Raw genomic sequence first — 20,384 nt, 5'->3', positions numbered from 1 at the left:
ATATATTTCCCCAATCTTGTTAAGAATTTAATATATACTATTCAGGGACATTGTTGATTGTTAAGCCTAAATATGGTAAAATCGCTTTGAGAAGTATATAGAAAGAGGGTTTTTATGAATAGAGAGTTAACGAACAATTTTGCGTTACTTAAAGAGACTTGGACCTTGTGGGTAAAGCAACTCAATTGGTTGATTAGTTCAGCAGGAATCTTAGCCATTCAGTTTATCGGGCAAATGTTTATAGGTGTCATTTATCTTGTCTTATTATTTCCGTCAATGATGTTTATGGATGATCCATCATCTATGGGTCCAGTTTTTGGAGGATTTATTATAGGATTTATTGTTGTTTACATCATTCTTATCATATACGGTGTTTATACAACATTAGGTTATACTTATTTATCACTGGATATGGTGAAATCGGGAAAAGCCCATATTGAAAATGTTTTTAAAGGATATAAATGGTTAGGTAGAGGGTTATTAGCAATGTTACTGTTTGTTTTATTAGTCTTCGCTGTTTCAATACCATCTTTGGGCATCTTAATTGGTGTTGGAGTTTTCATTGATAGTACAGTATTCGTCGTTATTGGAGTACTCTTGTTCTATCTCCTATTAATCCTTGTTTTCTTACCTTTTGCTCAAGTGTATAACGTTATGGTTGACCAAGGAAAGAAGACCATCGATTCATTCAAAGAAAGTGTAAGGTTGATGAAAGGGGCTAAATTAAAATATTTGGGTTTCATTTTAATAATTATGCTAATTACACTAATACCAACCTTATTGATGACTGTCCCTATTATTTTTATGGTTCTAGGAGAAGCAATAATTGCTGCAGCTGGTAGTTTAATCATAATTGCCGGAGCTTCCATGTTACTGATGCCATTACTTTACTCATTTTCTATGACTGCGTCAGCTAAATTTTACTATGACTTATTAGATGATGATGAGCCCAGTTTAGATGATACACTGGCAATTGAAGAGAATAATAGCTACTTAATTGAACAACAAGAGACAGAAGAATAAACGATAATCTCCTTCTGTCTATAGAGATGGAAGGAGATTTAAAGGTGATTAATTTGAATAATGTGATTTTAATTGGTATGCCTGGTGCTGGGAAAAGTACACTTGGAGTATTGCTAGCTAAAGCTTTAGGCTATTCATTTATTGATACTGACCTTATATTACAACATAGAGAAGGTCAGTTATTACAAGAAATAATAGAGTTAAAAGGACTAGAAGTGTTCAAAGCAATTGAGAACAAAATGCTTACAGAATTAGATTTGGAAAAACATGTTATAGCAACAGGTGGAAGTGTGGTCTACTGTGAAGAAGGTATGAGGCATTTAAAGAGCCAAGGTCTACTTATTTACATAGAATTATCATATGAGACCGTTGAGAAGCGACTCCACAACATTAAGACCAGAGGTATTGCTATGGATAAGACCCAATCATTACATGATATTTATATAGAAAGATGTAGCTTATATAAGGCATATGCAGATATGGTCGTGAATTGTGATGGAACAGATATAGAGACATCAGTTTCAAAATTACTCAATATATTGGAGGAAAATAAATGATAGAAGAGGTTAGGAGCCATCCTTTAGGTTTCTTAAAAATACTCGTTTATACTGCAAAGGTTTTCTTCGGTTCTATTAAGGAATATGTACTCTTAATCTTTATGGTTGGATTACCAGTAACGATCCTACAAAGTTTAATAAGCATCGAATTTCTTGTCTATTTTGGGTTTTGGGGCAATTTATTATCCACAGCTGTTGGCTTGATAGCTTTAATGCCAGTGGTTGCTGTTACACTTTTAGCAGATCAGCGATTGCATGGTAAGAAGGAAGTTAAGTTTTTTGAACTTTTTAACCAGTCTTTTACTTTGTGGCCCAAAATTATTATGACCTATATATTAACCAACTTTCTTATTACATTTGGTTTTTCCCTACTTATACTACCAGGCATTATTTTAATGGTCTATTTAACGTTTGCTAATCCGATTACGGTACTTAGAGGGAGTTATGGATTTGAAGCAATACGTTATAGTTTTAATATAGTTAAGAGTCAATGGTGGAAAGTATTTTTATATACCTTATTACTCAATGTTATAACCATTGGCTTTAGTCTATTTGTGGTATCAGGTATATTCATCCTAAATGAGAATATTATATTAAACATACTGATACAATTGTTTGTTAGCGGTCTAGTTTATTTTTTAAATACATTTAATACGATATTATTTTTAAATATTGATTACATGAAAGCAAGTATGCAGTAGATCATTACTACAAAGGAGTTGTATGACTGCGAATATATTGCTTTACCATGTATTAGAAGAGAGGTTAATGATGAATATTAATACTCAAAATATCAGTTCAATAACAGATATGATCTCAACGACGTTTGAGAAGTGGACGAAGAACTATTCATGGATATTGTCATCTGCGGCTATGTTTGTTGTCCAACTAGTTATGTCACTGATAATTATGGTGCCCGCAGTTATTATAGTCATTAGTATGTTTGCATTTGGTGCGGATGCTTTTATGGAGACATCGATGACAACACCTATAGATAACTTTGTACCACCTTCCATACCAACATCAAGATTAATGTTAATAATTATAATCTTAGCTATAATAACGGTATTTGCACTAGTTATGGGAGTTTATCTGCGGATGGGGTATGCTAGAGCATCGCTGAATTTTGTAAGAACCGGTAAATATCAATTTGAAGATTTTTTTATGGGTTATAAAAAGTTCTGGTTAGGTTTTAAAGCATCTTTTCTAGCTGGTCTCATCGTTTTTATTACCGCCATACCAGCCATTATATGTATGGGACTTAGTTATGTTCATGTAGGCTTTCTTTTTCTTGCATTGCCATTGCTAGTTATCCCTATTATTGTTGAATTACGGTATGCTCAAATACTGTATCTTGTTCAAGATGAAACAACAAGTGCTACTGAGATAGTTAAGAAGAGTTCTGAAATGATGAAAGGCTTAAAAGGGAAGTATTTTGGTTTGATTTTCTTGATTTCAATAGTAACTTTGTTACCACTCTTTATAATTACTTTATTTTTTGCATTTGCTTCACCGATAATGGGAAATCTAGTTCAATTGATTACTAACTTTATTGGTATATTTATAAGTTCATTTATTATTTCTATCCAAGCTTATTTTTATCAGGAAATAATAAATAATGACCAAGATAAAATCAATCATGATATCATGGATGCAAATTATTGGTTGCCAAAAGATAGCGAATAATAGACACAAATCAAAAAAAGTGAAGGAGCATATGCCCTTCACTTTAAGTATATGCTCCCTTAGTAACCGTATTCTTCGCCTATAAGAATAACATTTATGCGGCCTGGATGTCTTGACATTCGAGTGATAACTGTTTGGCAACAGATGGTATCTTCACAAAGACAATCATGACAATGACCTATTTTCGAACATGGTGTATTCATATTTAGCCTAACAGTATTAATGGGAGAAGCTTCATTACGTACGCGTTTAAGCCCTGCTTCCTCATCTAGAACGACCTTATTCATACCTACGACGATAATGACGTTACGAGGGCCATAAATCAGTGCAGCAAGACGGTTGCCATTACCATCTATATTAACCAGTTTACCATCCATAGTGATGGCGTTTGTACTCATTAGATAGTAGTCAGCGCTTAGTGCCTGGTGATAAAGCTCATGAATCTCTTCTGGAGACGAACACTGACTTCTATCAAGTAAGGTCAAGTTTTCTTTTTTTAATGCCTCTAAAAGACCTGTTTCATGTAAAGTCATAGAACCACCCCAGGAGACAGTGCTCTCTTTATCAATAAGGTTCAGAACTTGTTTAATAGCTTCATCTTTAGTCGGGTAATAATACCCTACCATATTTCGTTTTTCTAATGACTTAATTATCTTTTTAGATAAATTTTCATAATATTGTTCTCTTGGTAACATAAGATCCCTCCAATTATCTTATATATTGAACTTAATATCTTTTGAATCTTTAATTCAATTATAAACGAATTAGAATAAGCGGACAAGAATCTTCTTTAAATGACGTATATTATCGTTTATATAGGCCTATACTTTTAGATACTTAATTCAATGGATACAAGAATATATTATGAGTCAAGGAGGTACTTATTTATGAGTAAATATAAAACAAGCAAAAAAAAGAAAAAAATATTAACACCTCACGAAAAACTAAAATATGAAATTGCTGAAGAGCTAGGTTTACTGGATAAAGTTCAATCAGAGGGATGGAAGTCATTGACTGCAAGAGAGACTGGTCGTATTGGTGGACTTATGACAAAGAAAAAGCGAGAAATGAAAAAGAAAGATGAGGAGAAGGGTGCTTCTTCATAGTAAAGGGGCAGAACGCCCCTTTTAGATTGAATATTTCTAGAGCCTACAGTTGCTAATGACTTTTGTTTTGATGTCCTTGCACGAAATAGAGAGTAAATCATATCTTATTTTTAACAGAGTACCAAATCTTACCCTTCTTATCTTGACTTGAAACAGTGATTTCGTTATAATAGCTTAGAATGGTATAAACTAACGACGTAAATATACTAATCATGTAAAATACTGATAAATATTTACGCAAAAATTTTATAAATGCAAAGTATTTTGTTCTAATTCTGTAGATATTCAAAAGAATATATGTTATAATATATGTTTGTTTGAGGTACTCTGTGTAGTATCCATTTGTGACGTAGATTCAAAGTTAGATGTAATAAATACTTTTGCATCTACAGTATATATAAGGAGGAAATTTAATAAGATGAGTGCTAAAGTGGAAAAGCTTGAGAATAGCAAAGTTAAATTAACGATTGAAGTATCATCTGAACGTTTTGAAGAAGGCTTAAAAGCAGCCTACAATAAAAACAAAAAAAGTATACAATTACCTGGTTTCAGAAAAGGTAAAGCTCCAAGACATATGATTGAACGTATGTACGGCAAAGAAGTATTCTATGAAGATGCTGCAAATCATGTTATTCCTGATGCATACGAAGCAGCTATCGATGAACATAAATTGGAAGTTGTTTCTCGTCCAGAGATTGATGTTGAGCAAATCGGAGCAGGTGAAACTTTCATCTTTACTGCTACTGTAGCTGTTAAGCCAGAAGTAGAATTAGGTGAGTATAAAGGTTTAGAAGCTAGTAAAGTAGATGTAACTATCGCTGACGAAGAAGTAGAAGAAGAGTTAAAGAAAAGAGCAGAGCAAAATTCTAGAACAATAGAAGTAACTGATCGTGCAGTTGAAAAAGATGATGAAGTTACTATTGATTTTGAAGGTTTCGTAAACGGTGAAGCTTTTGAAGGTGGAAAAGGTGAAGACTACCCATTAGTAATTGGTTCAGGTTCTTTCATTGACAATTTTGAAGATCAATTAATTGGTAAGAATATTGGTGATGATTTAGAAGTTAACGTTACTTTCCCAGAAGAATATCATGTTGATGAACTTAAAGGTCAACCTGCATTATTCAAAGTAAACGTTAAAGCTATTAAAGCAAAAGAATTACCAGAGTTAGACGATGAATTTGCTAAAGATACATCTGACTTTGATACATTAGCAGAATTAAAAGAAGATATTACTAAAACTTTAGCTAGCAAAAAAGAAGATTCAGCAAAGCAAGAACAACAAGATGAATTATTAGTTAAAGCTGTTGAAAATGCAAAGATGGAAGTACCAGCAGAAATGTTTGATAATGAAGTTGATAACATGGTTAGCAACTTTGCAAACACAATGCGTTACCAAGGTCTTTCATTAGAGCAATACTTAGGTATGACTGGCGGTAACATGGCTACATTTAGAGATAGTTTGAAAGATGAAGCTGAAAAACGTGTTAAAGGCCGTTTAGTATTAGAAGCCATTGCTAAAGCTGAAGCAATTGAAGTTTCTGAAGAAGATTTAGATGAAGAAATGAAAAAAATGGCTGAAATGTATAATATGGAATTAGCAGAGTTAACTAAAGCTGTTGGTGAGCATGAGAAAGAGAACATCAAAGCAGACTTAGCAACTCGTAAAGCATTAGATTTATTAGTTGAAAATGCTAAAGAAGTGTAATATTTTTTAGCTTATTTACGTAAGATAAAACAGTTAGGAGGTATGATAATGAGTAATTTAGTACCAATGGTTGTTGAGCAAACTAGCCGCGGAGAGCGTTCTTACGACATATATTCTAGACTTTTAAAAGAGAGAATCATATTTTTAGGTAGTGAAGTTAATGAGGTTACAGCAAGCCTTATAGTAGCGCAACTATTATTCTTAGAAGCTGAAGACCCTGATAAGGACATTCAACTTTATATTAATAGTCCAGGAGGTTCTATTACTGCTGGTATGGCTATCTACGATACAATGAAATACATCAAACCTGATATTTCAACTATTTGTATTGGTATGGCTGCTAGTATGGGTGCATTTTTACTTGCCGGAGGCACAAAGGGTAAAAGATTCGCATTACCTAACTCTGAAATTATGATTCATCAACCTCTTGGTGGTACACAAGGTCAAGCTACAGACATTCAAATCCATGCGGAAAGAATCGTAGCAATGAAAAAACGCCTTAACACTATATTAAGTGAGAATACTGGTCAAGACCTTGAAACTATCGAGAGAGATACTGAAAGAGATAACTTTATGTTAGCCGATGAAGCTGTGAAATATGGACTTATCGATAAAGTTATCGCTAACAGATAATTAAAGAGGTGATGCAATGCCTAATCGATTTGAAGATAATAAAAGAAAACTACAATGTTCATTTTGTGGCAAATCTCAGGATCAAGTAAGACGACTTATTGCGGGTAATGAAGTATATATTTGTGATGAGTGTGTAGATCTTTGTACAGAGATTATTGAAAAAGAGTTTGCAGAATTTGAAGAAGACTACGAAATGAGTGATTTACCTAAACCAGCAGAAGTTAGAACATTTCTTGATGAATATGTTATTGGTCAGGATGATGCTAAAAAAGCATTGGCTGTTGCAGTATATAATCATTATAAACGTATCCATGCTGGTAATAAACATAATGATGTTGAACTTCAAAAGAGTAATATCATTATGATTGGACCTACTGGTTCTGGTAAAACTTATTTAGCTCAAACCTTAGCTAGATTCTTAAATGTACCATTTGCAATTGCTGATGCTACATCTTTAACAGAAGCTGGTTATGTTGGTGAAGACGTAGAAAATATCCTATTAAAGCTGATTCAAGCAGCTGACTATGATATTGAGAAAGCCGAACACGGTATCATTTATGTTGATGAAATCGATAAGATTTCTCGTAAATCAGATAACCCATCCATTACACGTGATGTAAGTGGAGAAGGTGTGCAACAAGCCCTTCTAAAGATATTGGAAGGTACGGTTGCATCAGTTCCACCTTCAGGTGGTCGTAAACATCCACATCAAGATTTTATTCAGATTGATACGACAAATATTCTATTTATTTGTGGTGGTGCCTTTGATGGTATGGATAAAATTATTCAAAATCGTATTGGTAAAAAAGCCATGGGATTTGGTGCAGATATTAAGACTACTAAAGAAAAAGAGAAGGATAAAATCCTTAAAAACTTGTTACCACAGGACTTGCTCAAGTATGGGCTTATTCCTGAATTTGTAGGTCGTTTACCTGTAAGTGTTACTCTTGATCTTTTAGATGAAGAAGCGCTTATCCGTATTCTATCAGAACCTAAAAATGCTTTAGTTAAGCAGTACGAGAGTCTGTTTGAAATGGATGATGTACGCCTTGAATTTGAGGAAGACGCATTAAAAGCCATAGCGCATAAGACGATGGAAAGAAAAACAGGTGCAAGAGGTTTAAGAGCTATTATTGAAGAATCTATGCTTGAAATTATGTATGAGATTCCTTCTCGTAAACATGTGGAAAAAGTGATTATCTCTAAAGAAACCATTGAGAATAATCAACCACCATCAGTTGTCATTAATGAAAACAAACAGCCTATTGCTAAGAAACGCAAAAAAGCAGTTGATAATAAAAAAGGTGAAACAGCTTAATAGAAATCGCAACCTATAAAGGTTGCGATTTTTTCATGTATGCATTCAATGAATTTAGAATGGAAGTCCAATTTGTTCATAAGAGTTGGTATGATAGGTTTTAATATCCCTCATCTTGATGGGGATACCTTTACCTTGGCAAAACTCCTTAAGACGATTATAAGTATGCCTTGATTGTGGAGAATAGCAACTATAAGATTTCCCAAAGGTATCATGGTACTTCTGAGATAGACCTTTAAAGTGATTATTGAGCTGTTCATAGAAATATTCCCTTTGCCCATCTCTGATAGTCATCCCCATGCTGGGATATATAAACTTAGCACCATGATCAATACTTTTCTCAACCACATCCATGACCTGTTCAACCCTATCATCAATGAAAGGAAGTATAGGCATTAATAAGATACCTACATAAATCCCCGCTTCGCTTAATACCTTTACTGCTTCGAGTCGTTTAGAGGGCAAGGGTGCATGGGGTTCAATAATTTTTGCTAATTCATCGTTGGTAGTTGTTATGGTAATAGCGACAGCAGCGAATACTTCATTGACTTTTTTCAATAAGTTCAGATCCCTAAGGACTAGATCGCTTTTTGTATTAATATGAACGGGATAGCGATAATAAGCCATGAGTTCCAAAGCTTGTCTTGTCAATGAGAGTTCTTTTTCTATTGGCATATAGGGATCACTCATAGCACCTGTCCCAATGGTTCCTTTAACAGTCTTTGATGGTAACTCACGTTTAAGCAATTCAATAGCATTTTCCTTCGCAATGATTTCAGAATCAAAGTTTCTTATTTGATAGCAACTACTTCTTGAGTCGCAATAAATGCAGCCGTGTTGGCAGCCTCTATAGATATTCATGGTGTAATAGGTACCAAACCATGACGCGGGTCTTTTATTCTTAATGAGCATTTTTTTTGCTTCCTTGTATGTGATCTTCATCAACTTCACTCCAATTTCATTTACTCCTATAACTCTATTATACATGTATTATTGTGACATAAGTATGTCGTATTAACATCTTAATAAATCTAGAAGAAAATTACAAAAATATATTGACATGGATTGCATATTAGTGTACTATGTAGATAGTACACTAATACTGTATAGCATTTATGGATAAATGATTTGGAGAGTGATCAAATGAAAAGAGTAAGTTTTACACTGTTACTTTGCTTAATGGTCTTAACTGCTTGTATGGGATCAAAAGATGATTCTAAAGATTTAAGTGTTAATCTAGGAGATGAAGTAACAGTTACCACAGACACGACTGACACAATAAATACAGAAAACATGACTGAAGCTTCTTACACAATAGATGAGTTAACAAATGCTATCCTAAGTAATGATACTGGATTAGTCAATGCAATTATTGAAGAAAATCTGTTGGATATTAATCAACCAGATTCAGAAGGTCACTATCCTCTTGAAATGGTATTGATCATGGATAACTGTGAAATTGCAGAAACATTATTAGCAGCTGGTGCAGATGCTAATGTGTTAACAGCTGATGGTTCTAAAGTCTATGATTTGGCAATGGAAAGTTCAAGTTCTTTGTTAAAATCAATTTTTGAAGAGTATGATAAGCAGAAGTCGCTATGATAATATGATGAACCTTGCGCTATACCATGAAGATGAGTTAAATTAATAAGGAGGTGAAGGCGTGGAATATGATAATAATATACCGATCTACTTACAGATTATTGATAGCATAAAGACTGATATAGCAACTGGTAAAATTAATCCAGGAGATAAGTTGCCTTCAACTAGACAGCTAGCCATTGTATATGGCGTTAATCCTAATACAGCTAGTCGAGTATATAGAGAAATGGAGAATGATAGTATGGTTTATACAAAAAGAGGTATGGGTACTTATGTTATAGATTCTAAAGAAATTATAGACACATTAAAACAAGAACTCGCTGAGCAGCTACTTGAACAATTCACGGATGGAATGGTCAAACTAGGATTCACAAAAAAAGAAATAGTTGACTGTTTGGTGAGTAAGTACGAGAAAGAGGTGGAATAAATGATGTTACAAATTGAGGGGTTAGTCAAAAGATTTTCTAGTAAAGCGGCAGTTGATCATGTTTCATTCGAATTAGAACAAGGTAAAATATATGGTTTACTTGGACCCAATGGAAGTGGTAAAACAACATTAATGAAACTGGTTAGTGGTTTGCTTAAACCTAGTGAAGGTGAGATAATTGTAGATGGTCATGAAATCGGAGAGAAATCAAAGGCTGCCATTTCTTACATGCCTACAGAAAACTATATTTATGAGTTCATGAAAGTTAAAATGGTTAGAAATTATTTTAAAGATCTATACAAAGATTTTGATGTGGAAGCTTTTAATCGCCTTATTGCGGAGTTAGATATTAAAGAAGAAGATAAAGTTGGCAGCTTATCTTCTGGTCAAAAGAACCGCTTAAAGTTAGCAGTCTCTTTAGCTCGTAGGGCTAAATTAGTGATGCTTGATGAGCCGCTTAATGGCATCGATCTTATTTCTAGAGAAAAGATCATTAAATGCATCATTAATGAAGCAGATGAAACACAAACTATCCTAATCTCAAGTCATCTAGTCAACGAAATTGAGCAAATTCTTGATGAAGTTATAATGATTAAAGATGGTCAAATCATGTTAAAAGGTGATTCTGATGACTTACGTAGTGAAAGAGGAATGTCTATAACAGGTATCTACAAGGAGGTGTTTGGAGCATGATCCAATTAATTAAATATGAAATTATAAAAAAATATAAGAGTTTATTAATATTATTAAGTGTTTTTGGTTTGATGAGTTTATATACATTATACTTGTTTGTTGATGGAGAAGTTGAAGGAGCTTTAATAGGTTTTAGCATATATTTGTTACTAGGCGGGGTTTTAGTCATTTATTTACTGGTTAATAATATACTATTATTTAGCAGTGATTTGCGACGTAAAACAGGCTATATGGTGTTCTTAACACCGAATAATGGTTATAAAATTTTAGGATCAAAAGTCCTTGCTACAGTTATTGAAAATGCTGTTTTCATTATTTTATATGCTCTAATAGGTCTATTTTTTACAGTTACCTTTTTAAATATAGTTGAAGAACCATTAGGAGCATTGGGGATCAGCCAGTATATTCAGATTGACTATACTGTTAATGATTTCCTTACAATTCTATTCATATGTATGACTATAGCTTTGGGTTGGTTGAATTTTATGTTAACCATTACATTGGCCATAACCCTTTTTAAGAGTTTACTAGCCCATGTAAGGTATGGTGGATTAATCAGCTTTGGCTTTTTCTTAGTTATCAATTATCTTGTTAATAGGGTTTACAGCATTGCACAAGGGTTATATTCAACAAATGAATTTATGTTTGAGGATATTTTGGAAGGTACATGGATGTATAATATGGGTTATGAATGTCTAACTTACTTAATAGTGGGGGCCGGCTTGTTTACTGCAACAGCTTATTTAATGGATAAAAAGATAAATTTATAATGAGGTGAGTGTAATGAAAAAGAGTTTAAGTTTATGTTTAATTATGTTGTTACTATTTACCTTTACGGGTTGTAGAATAACTTTTAATGATGATGAGTTTGGTGAAGATGTGAGTCTCGGGGAATTTATCGTCTCTCAATTCGATGATGAGAATTTTGAGTCTGTTGATGGGAATGTCAGTTTTACGGAAGCGTATCAAAATCAGGAGGAGTTAGCTTTAGATTTTAATTTCTCTGTTACTGAATTCAATCTGAATTTAGAAGGTACAACAGAACAGTTAGTAGAGACAGAAGCAACTTATAATTATGAGCCCCTTGAACCAGAATTCAGTATAAGCGGGGATACAAAAGTTAACTACAGCATCAAGCAAAAAAATTTGCGAAGTTTTACTGGAAGAGCAGAGTCTGAAATCAATACAAAAATCAATGCCAATGTTATTACAGACATGGACTTAAGCATGGGTGTTGGAGAGGCTAATATCGATCTAACAGATGTAAAAATCCGTAATGTGAATATCGAATGTGGTGTAGGTGATTTAGAGGTTGTTGCTAATGGTATCTATGACCAAGAACAAAGCTATTCTTTAGAAGGTGGCGTAGGGAATTCAGAATTTAAAATGGGCGGAGAATTTAATAAACCTGTCACTTTCAATGTAGAGAGTGGTGTTGGTGATACTGAAATCCAGTGTACAGGTGCATTTAACGAAGGTGGCTCTATTTCTGTAGAAGGTGGTGTAGGTAACATAGACTTAACGCTTCCAGCTAACGTAGGTATAAAGATTCTCACAACAGGAGTCAATAGTGCATCTGTAAGTGATCAAGGCAAGAAGGTAAGTCTTGGGTTGTTTGAAGGCTATTATACCAATGATTTGTATAGCGAAGATGGTCCTTATATAACAGTTGATATTACTCAAGGTGTAGGAGCTATCGATATCAATATTCAATAAATAAGTATGAAGGACCCTTAGATGGGTCCTTTATGTTAGTGATAGGTTTAATTTATTAATTAATTTTTGAGACGGAGAATTGAGAGTGTAAATCTAACAAGGAAAAAGTTTCTATACTAAAGAAGCTTTTTTCTTTTTTTGGTAGTTAAATTTAAGATTAAGCTTATTCTTTATCGAGCATACTAAGAACATTGAGAAGGAGTGATAAGATGAGCTTAAATTTAACTTCTGTTTTTTTCATAGTACAATTTGTTATAACCATTATTATTGGGTTATATTTTTATTCTCAGCTAAAAAACCAAGAAGTATCCAAGACATCCTTAGAAAAAGAATCCAAGAAGAAGTTAGAAAAGCTTTTTAGGCTACGAAAGATTAAACTTACAGAACCTCTTGCTGAAAAAACAAGACCTTCTACTTTAAGCGAAATTGTTGGGCAAGAAGATGGTATCAAAGCATTAAAGGCAGCCCTTTGTGGACCCAATCCACAACATATAATCATTTATGGTCCACCAGGTGTAGGTAAAACTGCTGCAGCAAGAGTTATACTAGAAGAAGCTAAAAAGTTAGCTGTTAGTCCTTTTGGTGATACGGCTAAGTTTGTTGAAATGGATGCTACAACTTTGCGATTTGATGAACGAGGGATTGCTGATCCATTAATTGGTTCAGTTCATGATCCGATTTACCAAGGAGCCGGAGCTTATGGGCCAGCTGGAGTACCTCAACCCAAGGAAGGTGCTGTTACCAAAGCCCATGGTGGAATTTTGTTTATTGATGAAATAGGTGAACTGCATTCTGTTCAACTTAATAAATTGTTAAAGGTATTGGAAGACCGAAAAGTTCTTTTAGAAAGCTCATATTATTCTTCTGAGAATAGTCAAATTCCATCTTATGTACATGATATTTTCAAAAATGGTTTACCTGCAGATTTTCGTTTAGTTGGTGCTACAACTCGAACACCAGATGAAATACCTCCAGCCATACGATCCAGATGTACAGAGATCTTTTTTAGACCACTTAGACCCAATGAGATAAAAAACATCGTGGAAAATTGCGCAATTAAAGGCGATTTCCAGTTAGAAGAAGGGGCGTCTGATTTAGTATCAAAGTACGCTGATAATGGCCGTGATGCAGTTAATATCGTGCAAACAGCTGGCTGTACAGCTATCATTGATGAGCGACAAATGATAACTGTAGAAGATGTAGAATGGGTATTAGAATCAGGTCATTATAACCCTAAAGTTTCTCAACGAGTAAAAGATGAAGATCGAATAGGGTGTATCAATGGTTTAGGTGTTTTCGGAACTGGTATAGGTCGTATTTTAGAAGTTGAGGTGAATGCTAAAAAAGCCAATATAAAGGGACATGGTAAATTAACATTGACTGGCTTCGTACAAGAAGAAGAGATAAATCGTGGTCATGTTAAGTTAAAGAGGGATTCCACAGCTAAAGGTTCTATAGAGAATGTGCTTACATTAATCGAGAATATAACTGGAATTAGTCATAAAGATTATGATATTCACATCAATATTCCAGGTGGCGTGCCGGTGGATGGACCATCAGCAGGAACAGCTATATTTTGTGCTGTTTATTCAGCTGTTTTCAATAAATCCATATCCTCAAAGATAGCCATGACTGGCGAAGTTTCTATTGCAGGCTATGTATTACCAGTCGGTGGAGTCCAAGAAAAGGTTAATGCTGCAAGCCAAGCTGGTGTTACAAAGGTTTATATTCCGATGGCAAATTATAAAGAGAGTTATAGTAGTTATAAGATACAGGTAATACCAGTTAATACGATAACAGAAATACTGGATCTCTTAATGAAGAAAGAAGAAGCTGTAAGTGAGACTATTCAAAACAAAGAGAGTGAAGTGTTAACTGCAAGTAAAGTGTAAAATATTTTTTTGCTCTGTGGTTAAGACTGAAAGAGCATGTGAAGTTGTATCAAATGGCATACTTCATGTGCTCATTTTACTGCCCATATAAAATACTTGAAGTTATGAAATAAAGGATGTATACTAAAAAGGATACTTTCGTAATTATGTGATTATTAGATAGAGGTGACCATATGGATGGAAGAAGATCATTACCTGTCTTACCATTAAGAGGGTTTGTAATTTTTCCTAAGATGATAATAAATTTTGATGTAGGGCGTAAATCGTCAATACTTGCAGTTGAAAAAGCAATGGTTGAGGATGAATACATATTATTAGCAGTTCAGGAAGATGCTAAGATTGAAGAACCTACAGTTTCAGATATTACACAGGTTGGAACAATAGCTAGAATTAAGCAGATCATGAAGCTGCCCAACGGTGTTATAAGGGTTTTAGTAGAGGCTGTTGAGCGAGCAGTTATAGAAAAGTATGTTCATGAAGAGCCTTTTTTCTTTGCAGAAGTGTCAACAGAAACTTATGAATTGGAAAAAGAATATTCAGAAGCATGGGTGAAAACTGTTGGTGATGTACTTGAACAATTTGCTGAAATGGGAAGGATTGCTCCTGATACAGTTGTAAGTATTTTATCTACAGAAGACCCTGATGAGATGGCGGATTTAATCGCCGCTAATCTACCGTTCTCACTTGAAAAAAAGGTTGAATTACTTTGTTTGACTAATCCTCTAGAACGTTTAGAGAAGATTATTATGCTTGTTGAAGAGGAAGGCAATATCATTAAGCTACAAAAAGATATTCAATCTAAGGTAAAAAGTAAGATTAATAAAACACAAAAAGACTACTATTTACGCGAGCAGTTAAAAATTATCCAAGACACTTTAGGTGATGATGCTGTGGCTGGTGATGAAATCAATGAATATCGTCAGCGATTAGAAGAAAAAGACGTTCCTGAATATGTTATGAAGAAAGTAACAAAAGAAATTAAACGTTTAGAGAGAATGACACCTAGTTCTCAAGAATCAGCTGTGCAGCGTAACTATATTGAATGGGTATTGGATATTCCTTGGAAAGATAAGTCAAAAGAGCTTGTGAATATCAGGAAAGCTGAGAAGATCCTTGAAAGAGATCATTATGGTCTTAAGAAGGTTAAAGAAAGGATATTGGAACATCTTTCAGTACGTGAATTTGCTCCAGAATCGTATAGTCCAATACTTTGTCTAGTTGGACCTCCTGGTGTTGGTAAAACATCAATTGCATCATCAATTGCAGAGAGTTTAAATCGGGAGTACGTCCGAATTTCTTTAGGCGGTGTTCGTGATGAAGCTGAGATTAGAGGTCATAGAAAGACTTATGTAGGTGCTATGCCAGGGCGTATTATTTCTGCTATTAAACAAGCTGGAACCAATAATCCTTTAATGTTATTAGATGAAATTGATAAAATGAGTAACGATTTTAGAGGAGATCCAACTGCAGCATTATTAGAGGTTCTTGATCCAGAACAGAATAAGAATTTTAGAGATCATTATATAGAATTAGATTTTGATTTATCGGATACGTTATTTTTAGCGACTGCCAATGATTTGCAAAGAATACCACGACCTTTAAGGGATCGTATGGAAATTATACATTTATCCAGTTACACAGAAGATGAGAAGTTCTTCATCGCAAAGAAACATCTTTTAACTAAACAACTCAAGCGCCATGGTCTCAAAAAGGGACATATTCGTATAAATGATAAAGCATTAAAGACCATTATTAATAATTATACAAAAGAAGCTGGTGTACGTAATCTTGAAAGAAAGCTGGCTGAGATTATTCGTAAAGGTGCAAAAGAGATTATTTCTGGTGATAGGAGCTACATAAAAGTTACTGAAAAAAATATTGATCAGTATTTGGGAATAAAAACTTACCGATATGATACAATAATAGACAAAGCAGATGTTGGGATTGCTAGAGGACTTGCATGGACTAGTGTAGGTGGAGATACCTTGTCAGTAGAAGTCAATACCATGAAAGGTAAAGGTGCTTTTCAATTAACTGGACAACTTGGTGATGTGATGAAGGAATCTGCTAAAGCAGCTATGAGTTACATTCGTTCAAGGTCAGAAGAACTCGGGCTCCAAGAAGATTTCTATCAAAAGGTGGATACTCATATCCATATACCAGAAGGTGCAGTTCCAAAAGATGGACCATCTGCGGGCATAACCATGGCTACAGCTATGATTTCAGCATTGACCAATATACCAATTCGTAATGACGTAGGAATGACAGGTGAGATTACCCTTAGAGGTCGCGTCCTTCCAATCGGTGGCTTAAAAGAAAAGATATTGGCAGCTAAAAGGGCGGGGATTAAAACTATCCTAGTGCCTGTTGATAATGAAAAGAATGTAATGGAATTAGAAGAGCATATTCGAGAAGGTGTTGACATTTTATTCATGTCACACATGGATGAAGTTCTCAGCCATGCACTAACTGAGCCTATAAAGAAGGTGGAGAAGAATGAATGTAAATAATGTATATTTAGATGTTGTTACAGGGAGAAAAGATCAATTACCTGACACAGATTTTTTAGAAATAGCTTTTGCAGGAAAATCAAATGTAGGAAAATCATCTTTACTCAATACCTTGATTAATCGTAAGTCTTTAGCTAGAACAAGTTCAAAACCTGGGAAAACACAAACCATTAACTTTTACAACGTAGAAGAGCAGCTTTACTTTGTTGATTTGCCTGGCTATGGCTATGCTAAAGTATCCAAAGCAGATCGAGAAAGATGGGGTCGCTTTATTGAGGATTATCTGACTACTCGTCAGCAATTAAGATTAGTAGTCTTACTCATTGATATCCGACATGAACCAGGTAAGAATGATGTGCTGATGTACGATTGGATTAAGTATCAAGGCTTCGAACCTCTGATCATTGCTACGAAAATGGATAAACTTAAAAGAAGTCAAATCAAGAAACACTTAAACGTGATACAAAAAGCATTAAAAATGCCTAACCAAAAAAATATTATTCCATTTTCAGCTGTGAGTAAACAAGGTAAAGATGAAATTTGGGAACGATTTGATACCTTATTACAAGAATATGCTGATCAACATGCAGCTATGGAAGATGAGGTAAAAGAAATAGAAGAGTAAATAAAAAATAACCTATTGACCTTTGTCGATAGGTTATTTCTAATTCTCATTTTTTAAATCTTTGACCACTGTCTTATAAATAGACCGAGCTCTTTTCTGCCAATTGGTTTTTATCATTTTAGCTTCGTCTTCAGATTCTGTTTTAACATCCAAGGAAATGATGGGCTTATCATTCTCCTTAATGGAACAACTGACAACGTATTGTCCATCTTCCTCTTTTATATTTGATTCAATTCTCCTATAAAGGTTAACCTTACAGTCATTATTCTTTGTAAACTCCATTATTTCTTGTCGTATGCTATAAGGTATACGGTTTATGAAAAGCTCCAGCGTATCAATGCCCTTTTGATTAATCTCATATAAGGTAGTATTATTATTCTTTGACTGTGCAATTAATGTTGCATTAACAAGTTCTGCTAAATATTGCTGCAAAGAAAAATAATCCGTGTAGTTATTGAATAATATAAAATCTGTTATCTGCGTTTGGCTCAAAGGACCTGAGACGTTTTTTAGCAGAAAAAGAAGTATAAGCTTATTGGCAGTTAAATCGTGGGTATTCTGGGTCATATTAATCCCTCCAATACCTTCGCGGTATTTAACGCTAGAACAAATTTTCGTTATTAATATTGTATAACAAATAGTAATCAGTTACAAGTACTTTTTGTTGCATGAAATGCCTTACCTTGATAAGAATCCCTCTGTTTAAAGCGTTTTAAGGTTTGATTAAAAATATTTTTTTTATCTGTGCTCCAGCGGGGTGCAACAAGTAATTTCCAAGGTGCATCACCGGTAATACGATGAATAACAATATGAGAAGGAATGTTCGCAATACAATCGATAACTAGGTCGATATATTCCTCTCGCTCTAAGGGTTGATAATCACCATCTAAGTACACTTTCTCCAAATCCGTATCTTTAAGAACATGAAGCAGCTGAAGTTTGATACCTTGGATAGGAAGATGACTAACGTATTTAACTGTTGTCAGCATGTCTGATTGACTTTCACCTGGCAACCCTAAAATGATATGAACGATAATATCTAAATTATAAGAAGTTAATAGTGATACAGCATCATTAAAAACTTGAAGAGTATATCCTCTTCTCATAAAAACTGCACTTTCTTCATGTATCGTTTGAAGTCCTAATTCTACCCAAACATCGACTATTTGATTGAGTTCTTTTAGTAACTCGCAGACTTCAGCACTTAAACAGTCAGGGCGTGTGGCTATGGAGATAGCGACTATATCTGGATGATTAGCAGCTTCAAAATACACTTTTCTTAGATAGTCTAGATCGCCATAGGTATTCGTATAAGCTTGAAAGTAAGCGATAAATTGATCACCTTTGAATTTTTTCTGTAGACGCAGCTTACCTTCTTCTATTTGATTGTGTATGGATAATTGTTTAGAAGAGGCAAAATCACCCGAACCACCTGCACTACAAAAAATACATCCCCTTGAGTCAATAGTACCATCTCGGTTAGGACAGGTAAAACCAGCATCTAAAGCAATTTTAAATACTTTTTCCCCATATTTCTCTTTTAATTTATAACTCAGCGAGTAATAAGGTTTGTCATCCCAATACATATAAGCCTCCCTATTTTCCGATTGTATATAAACCATACATATCATTAAAGCATCTTTGAGGGAAGGGTGCAAGGGGATATGGTTATTATTTCGTATAAATTAAGCAAAAAAATTGATATTAATAATAATTTATGGTAATATAAGGTTGAAATAAGGGTTAAAAATAAAAATGCGTGAAGGGTGATTGACAATATATTTATTTATTTTTATCTTGGGTCTAGTCATAGGTAGTTTTTTAAATGTGTGTATCTATCGTATCCCGTCGAAAGAAAGTATTGCTAATGGACGTTCTAAATGTCCACATTGCCAAAAACAGCTGAAGTTCTATGATCTGATACCTTTTTTTAGCTATATATTATTAAAAGGCAGGTGTAGATTCTGCAAAAAGCATATAACCATTCAATATCCATTAGTTGAATTATTAACAGGTATTGAGTTCATATTATTCTTTTATCTTTATGGTTTAAGTATTGATTTTTTTGCAGTGGCAACTTTGTGCTGTATTCTCAATGTGGTATTTTTCATTGACTTAAAGCATATGATCATCCCTAATAAAGTTGTTTTATTTGGTTTAGTCATTGGCTTAGTTATTCAAGGGTATCATATAATTACTGGAAATTATGGTATTTACTTAGGTTTTAGTCGATTTAGTGGCTTTATAGCGATTGTTTTGGTATTATCGTTACTAATCCTTATATATATTCTATCACTAATCATATATAAAGGTCGGGCAGGAATAGGTATGGGAGATATTAAGTTATATATTCCTCTAGGTCTCTTTTTAGGCTGGCCATTAACACTTATATCTTTGTGGTTTGCTGTTGTAATAGGGGGAGTAGTTGGTGTAGTATTATTAAGTTTTGTTAAGATTGATAGAAAATCAATGATACCCTTTGGACCTTTTATCGTCATTGGTGTCTTAATAGCACTGATTTTTGGTGAGCAAATAGTAAATTACTATCTTTAATTGTTAGAAATCCTGTTAGATTACAAAATTCTACAAAACAAGATCTATTAATATCTATTTACATAAAGTGAGAATTATATTATAATATGTTTAACTTAATTAAAAAAGGGCAAATTAGCTGAAAAGCTAAGACGCAAAACCAGAGTCTAAGGTTTTTAACTATGATCGATCGGTTGCAGTATTCAATAATACTGCAACTTTTTTATTTGTTTGTAAAATAATGTAAAATAATATCTGTAATAACTTATATTATCATAATTGACATAAATGTGTAACAAACAATGATTAAGTAAATAGTTTTGAAAGTAAAAATTCGTTTTAATGGAGCAATATAAATA

21 protein-coding genes and 1 riboswitch are annotated in these 20,384 nt (G+C 33.8%); of the genes, 17 read left to right on the top strand and 4 right to left on the bottom strand.

The annotated features are described in order from the left end of the window. The first annotated feature begins 114 nt into the window (after positions 1–114). The 4 genes from C1Y58_RS06080 (at position 115) to C1Y58_RS06065 (ending at position 3,266) form a co-directional block, all read left to right on the top strand. Positions 115–1,023 (top strand): DUF7847 domain-containing protein, encoded by a 909-nt coding sequence (locus C1Y58_RS06080; protein WP_105615124.1) that lies wholly within the window; start codon positions 115–117, stop codon positions 1,021–1,023. A 44-nt stretch (positions 1,024–1,067) separates the two neighbouring features. Continuing rightward, a complete protein-coding gene (locus tag C1Y58_RS06075; RefSeq protein ID WP_330404397.1) occupies positions 1,068–1,580 on the top strand; it encodes a shikimate kinase in 513 nt (170 codons plus the stop codon). After that, complete coding sequence (locus C1Y58_RS06070; protein WP_105615122.1) at positions 1,577–2,281, top strand: hypothetical protein; 705 nt, start codon at positions 1,577–1,579, stop codon at positions 2,279–2,281. Before C1Y58_RS06075 ends, C1Y58_RS06070 begins: the two co-directional genes overlap by 4 nt. A gap of 70 nt (positions 2,282–2,351) precedes the next feature. After that, positions 2,352–3,266, top strand: coding sequence for a hypothetical protein (locus C1Y58_RS06065; RefSeq protein ID WP_157949979.1), 915 nt, complete (start codon positions 2,352–2,354; stop codon positions 3,264–3,266). 59 nt (positions 3,267–3,325) lie between these two features. Here C1Y58_RS06065 and C1Y58_RS06060 read toward each other — a convergent pair whose 3' ends face one another. Beyond that, complete coding sequence (locus tag C1Y58_RS06060; RefSeq protein ID WP_105615120.1) at positions 3,326–3,961, bottom strand: lactate utilization protein; 636 nt, start codon at positions 3,959–3,961, stop codon at positions 3,326–3,328. A 192-nt stretch (positions 3,962–4,153) separates the two neighbouring features. Between C1Y58_RS06060 and C1Y58_RS06055 the strand changes: the two genes are divergently transcribed. From C1Y58_RS06055 to clpX, 4 genes are all read left to right on the top strand, one after another. Further along, a complete protein-coding gene (locus tag C1Y58_RS06055) occupies positions 4,154–4,372 on the top strand; it encodes an alpha/beta-type small acid-soluble spore protein (protein ID WP_105615119.1) in 219 nt (72 codons plus the stop codon). A 418-nt stretch (positions 4,373–4,790) separates the two neighbouring features. Then, complete coding sequence (gene tig, locus C1Y58_RS06050) at positions 4,791–6,077, top strand: trigger factor (protein ID WP_105615118.1); 1,287 nt, start codon at positions 4,791–4,793, stop codon at positions 6,075–6,077. A gap of 48 nt (positions 6,078–6,125) precedes the next feature. Continuing rightward, positions 6,126–6,710 (top strand): ATP-dependent Clp endopeptidase proteolytic subunit ClpP, encoded by a 585-nt coding sequence (gene clpP / locus C1Y58_RS06045; protein ID WP_105615117.1) that lies wholly within the window; start codon positions 6,126–6,128, stop codon positions 6,708–6,710. 16 nt (positions 6,711–6,726) lie between these two features. Then, the gene (clpX, locus tag C1Y58_RS06040; RefSeq protein ID WP_105615116.1) at positions 6,727–8,028 is read left to right on the top strand and encodes an ATP-dependent Clp protease ATP-binding subunit ClpX; all 1,302 of its coding nucleotides are present in this window, start codon (positions 6,727–6,729) and stop codon (positions 8,026–8,028) included. Positions 8,029–8,082: 54 nt separating this feature from the next. Here the strand turns inward: clpX and C1Y58_RS06035 are convergent, their stop codons facing one another. After that, positions 8,083–8,970, bottom strand: a complete 888-nt coding sequence (locus C1Y58_RS06035) for an SPL family radical SAM protein (RefSeq protein ID WP_105615115.1) — start codon at positions 8,968–8,970, stop codon at positions 8,083–8,085. A 201-nt stretch (positions 8,971–9,171) separates the two neighbouring features. Between C1Y58_RS06035 and C1Y58_RS06030 the strand changes: the two genes are divergently transcribed. The 8 genes from C1Y58_RS06030 (at position 9,172) to yihA (ending at position 17,493) form a co-directional block, all read left to right on the top strand. Further along, positions 9,172–9,630, top strand: a complete 459-nt coding sequence (locus C1Y58_RS06030) for an ankyrin repeat domain-containing protein (protein WP_105615114.1) — start codon at positions 9,172–9,174, stop codon at positions 9,628–9,630. Positions 9,631–9,691: 61 nt separating this feature from the next. Further along, the gene (locus tag C1Y58_RS06025) at positions 9,692–10,057 is read left to right on the top strand and encodes a GntR family transcriptional regulator (RefSeq protein ID WP_105615113.1); all 366 of its coding nucleotides are present in this window, start codon (positions 9,692–9,694) and stop codon (positions 10,055–10,057) included. A 3-nt stretch (positions 10,058–10,060) separates the two neighbouring features. Beyond that, a complete protein-coding gene (locus tag C1Y58_RS06020) occupies positions 10,061–10,750 on the top strand; it encodes an ABC transporter ATP-binding protein (RefSeq protein ID WP_207655718.1) in 690 nt (229 codons plus the stop codon). Further along, the gene (locus tag C1Y58_RS06015; protein WP_105615111.1) at positions 10,747–11,520 is read left to right on the top strand and encodes a hypothetical protein; all 774 of its coding nucleotides are present in this window, start codon (positions 10,747–10,749) and stop codon (positions 11,518–11,520) included. The genes C1Y58_RS06020 and C1Y58_RS06015 overlap by 4 nt, the downstream gene beginning before the upstream one ends. 13 nt (positions 11,521–11,533) lie before the next feature. After that, on the top strand, positions 11,534–12,466 hold the full coding sequence (locus C1Y58_RS06010) for a hypothetical protein (RefSeq protein ID WP_105615110.1): 933 nt from the start codon (positions 11,534–11,536) through the stop codon (positions 12,464–12,466). A gap of 209 nt (positions 12,467–12,675) precedes the next feature. After that, entirely contained in the window at positions 12,676–14,358 is a 1,683-nt protein-coding gene (gene lonB, locus C1Y58_RS06005; RefSeq protein ID WP_105615109.1) for an ATP-dependent protease LonB, read from the top strand. Positions 14,359–14,531: 173 nt separating this feature from the next. Continuing rightward, positions 14,532–16,868, top strand: a complete 2,337-nt coding sequence (lon, locus tag C1Y58_RS06000; RefSeq protein ID WP_105615108.1) for an endopeptidase La — start codon at positions 14,532–14,534, stop codon at positions 16,866–16,868. Beyond that, a complete protein-coding gene (yihA, locus tag C1Y58_RS05995; protein WP_105615107.1) occupies positions 16,855–17,493 on the top strand; it encodes a ribosome biogenesis GTP-binding protein YihA/YsxC in 639 nt (212 codons plus the stop codon). Before lon ends, yihA begins: the two co-directional genes overlap by 14 nt. Positions 17,494–17,532: 39 nt before the next feature. Here yihA and C1Y58_RS05990 read toward each other — a convergent pair whose 3' ends face one another. Continuing rightward, complete coding sequence (locus tag C1Y58_RS05990) at positions 17,533–18,060, bottom strand: DUF4364 family protein (protein WP_105615106.1); 528 nt, start codon at positions 18,058–18,060, stop codon at positions 17,533–17,535. A 77-nt stretch (positions 18,061–18,137) separates the two neighbouring features. After that, positions 18,138–19,079, bottom strand: a complete 942-nt coding sequence (locus tag C1Y58_RS05985) for a tRNA modification radical SAM protein MnmL/YtqA (protein WP_105615105.1) — start codon at positions 19,077–19,079, stop codon at positions 18,138–18,140. A 184-nt stretch (positions 19,080–19,263) separates the two neighbouring features. On the opposite strand from C1Y58_RS05985, the gene C1Y58_RS05980 reads away from it, so the two are divergent. Then, positions 19,264–20,046 carry a prepilin peptidase gene (locus C1Y58_RS05980; RefSeq protein ID WP_105615104.1) on the top strand — a complete coding sequence of 261 codons (783 nt, stop codon included), beginning with the start codon at positions 19,264–19,266 and terminating at the stop codon, positions 20,044–20,046. Between the two features lie 98 nt (positions 20,047–20,144). Beyond that, positions 20,145–20,227, top strand: a riboswitch (cyclic di-GMP riboswitch). Positions 20,228–20,384: the final 157 nt, after the last annotated feature.

This window comes from Vallitalea okinawensis (assembly GCF_002964605.1).
Lineage (GTDB): Bacteria > Bacillota > Clostridia > Lachnospirales > PQDH01 > Vallitalea_A > Vallitalea_A okinawensis.
The sequence above is the reverse complement of the archived record's forward strand: the minus strand, read 5'-3'. Positions and strand labels throughout refer to the sequence as shown.

Excerpts from the sequence above, each read along its gene's own strand:
- C1Y58_RS06080 (WP_105615124.1), top strand. The coding sequence starts at position 115 with ATGAATAGAGAGTTAACGAACAATTTTGCGTTACTTAAAGAGACTTGG.
- C1Y58_RS06070 (WP_105615122.1), top strand. The coding sequence starts at position 1,577 with ATGATAGAAGAGGTTAGGAGCCATCCTTTAGGTTTCTTAAAAATACTC.
- C1Y58_RS06065 (WP_157949979.1), top strand. The coding sequence starts at position 2,352 with ATGAATATTAATACTCAAAATATCAGTTCAATAACAGATATGATCTCA.
- C1Y58_RS06060 (WP_105615120.1), bottom strand. The coding sequence starts at position 3,961 with ATGTTACCAAGAGAACAATATTATGAAAATTTATCTAAAAAGATAATT.
- C1Y58_RS06055 (WP_105615119.1), top strand. The coding sequence starts at position 4,154 with ATGAGTAAATATAAAACAAGCAAAAAAAAGAAAAAAATATTAACACCT.
- tig (WP_105615118.1), top strand. The coding sequence starts at position 4,791 with ATGAGTGCTAAAGTGGAAAAGCTTGAGAATAGCAAAGTTAAATTAACG.
- clpP (WP_105615117.1), top strand. The coding sequence starts at position 6,126 with ATGAGTAATTTAGTACCAATGGTTGTTGAGCAAACTAGCCGCGGAGAG.
- clpX (WP_105615116.1), top strand. The coding sequence starts at position 6,727 with ATGCCTAATCGATTTGAAGATAATAAAAGAAAACTACAATGTTCATTT.
- C1Y58_RS06035 (WP_105615115.1), bottom strand. The coding sequence starts at position 8,970 with ATGAAGATCACATACAAGGAAGCAAAAAAAATGCTCATTAAGAATAAA.
- C1Y58_RS06030 (WP_105615114.1), top strand. The coding sequence starts at position 9,172 with ATGAAAAGAGTAAGTTTTACACTGTTACTTTGCTTAATGGTCTTAACT.
- C1Y58_RS06020 (WP_207655718.1), top strand. The coding sequence starts at position 10,061 with ATGTTACAAATTGAGGGGTTAGTCAAAAGATTTTCTAGTAAAGCGGCA.
- C1Y58_RS06015 (WP_105615111.1), top strand. The coding sequence starts at position 10,747 with ATGATCCAATTAATTAAATATGAAATTATAAAAAAATATAAGAGTTTA.
- C1Y58_RS06010 (WP_105615110.1), top strand. The coding sequence starts at position 11,534 with ATGAAAAAGAGTTTAAGTTTATGTTTAATTATGTTGTTACTATTTACC.
- lonB (WP_105615109.1), top strand. The coding sequence starts at position 12,676 with ATGAGCTTAAATTTAACTTCTGTTTTTTTCATAGTACAATTTGTTATA.
- lon (WP_105615108.1), top strand. The coding sequence starts at position 14,532 with ATGGATGGAAGAAGATCATTACCTGTCTTACCATTAAGAGGGTTTGTA.
- yihA (WP_105615107.1), top strand. The coding sequence starts at position 16,855 with ATGAATGTAAATAATGTATATTTAGATGTTGTTACAGGGAGAAAAGAT.
- C1Y58_RS05990 (WP_105615106.1), bottom strand. The coding sequence starts at position 18,060 with ATGACCCAGAATACCCACGATTTAACTGCCAATAAGCTTATACTTCTT.
- C1Y58_RS05985 (WP_105615105.1), bottom strand. The coding sequence starts at position 19,079 with ATGTATTGGGATGACAAACCTTATTACTCGCTGAGTTATAAATTAAAA.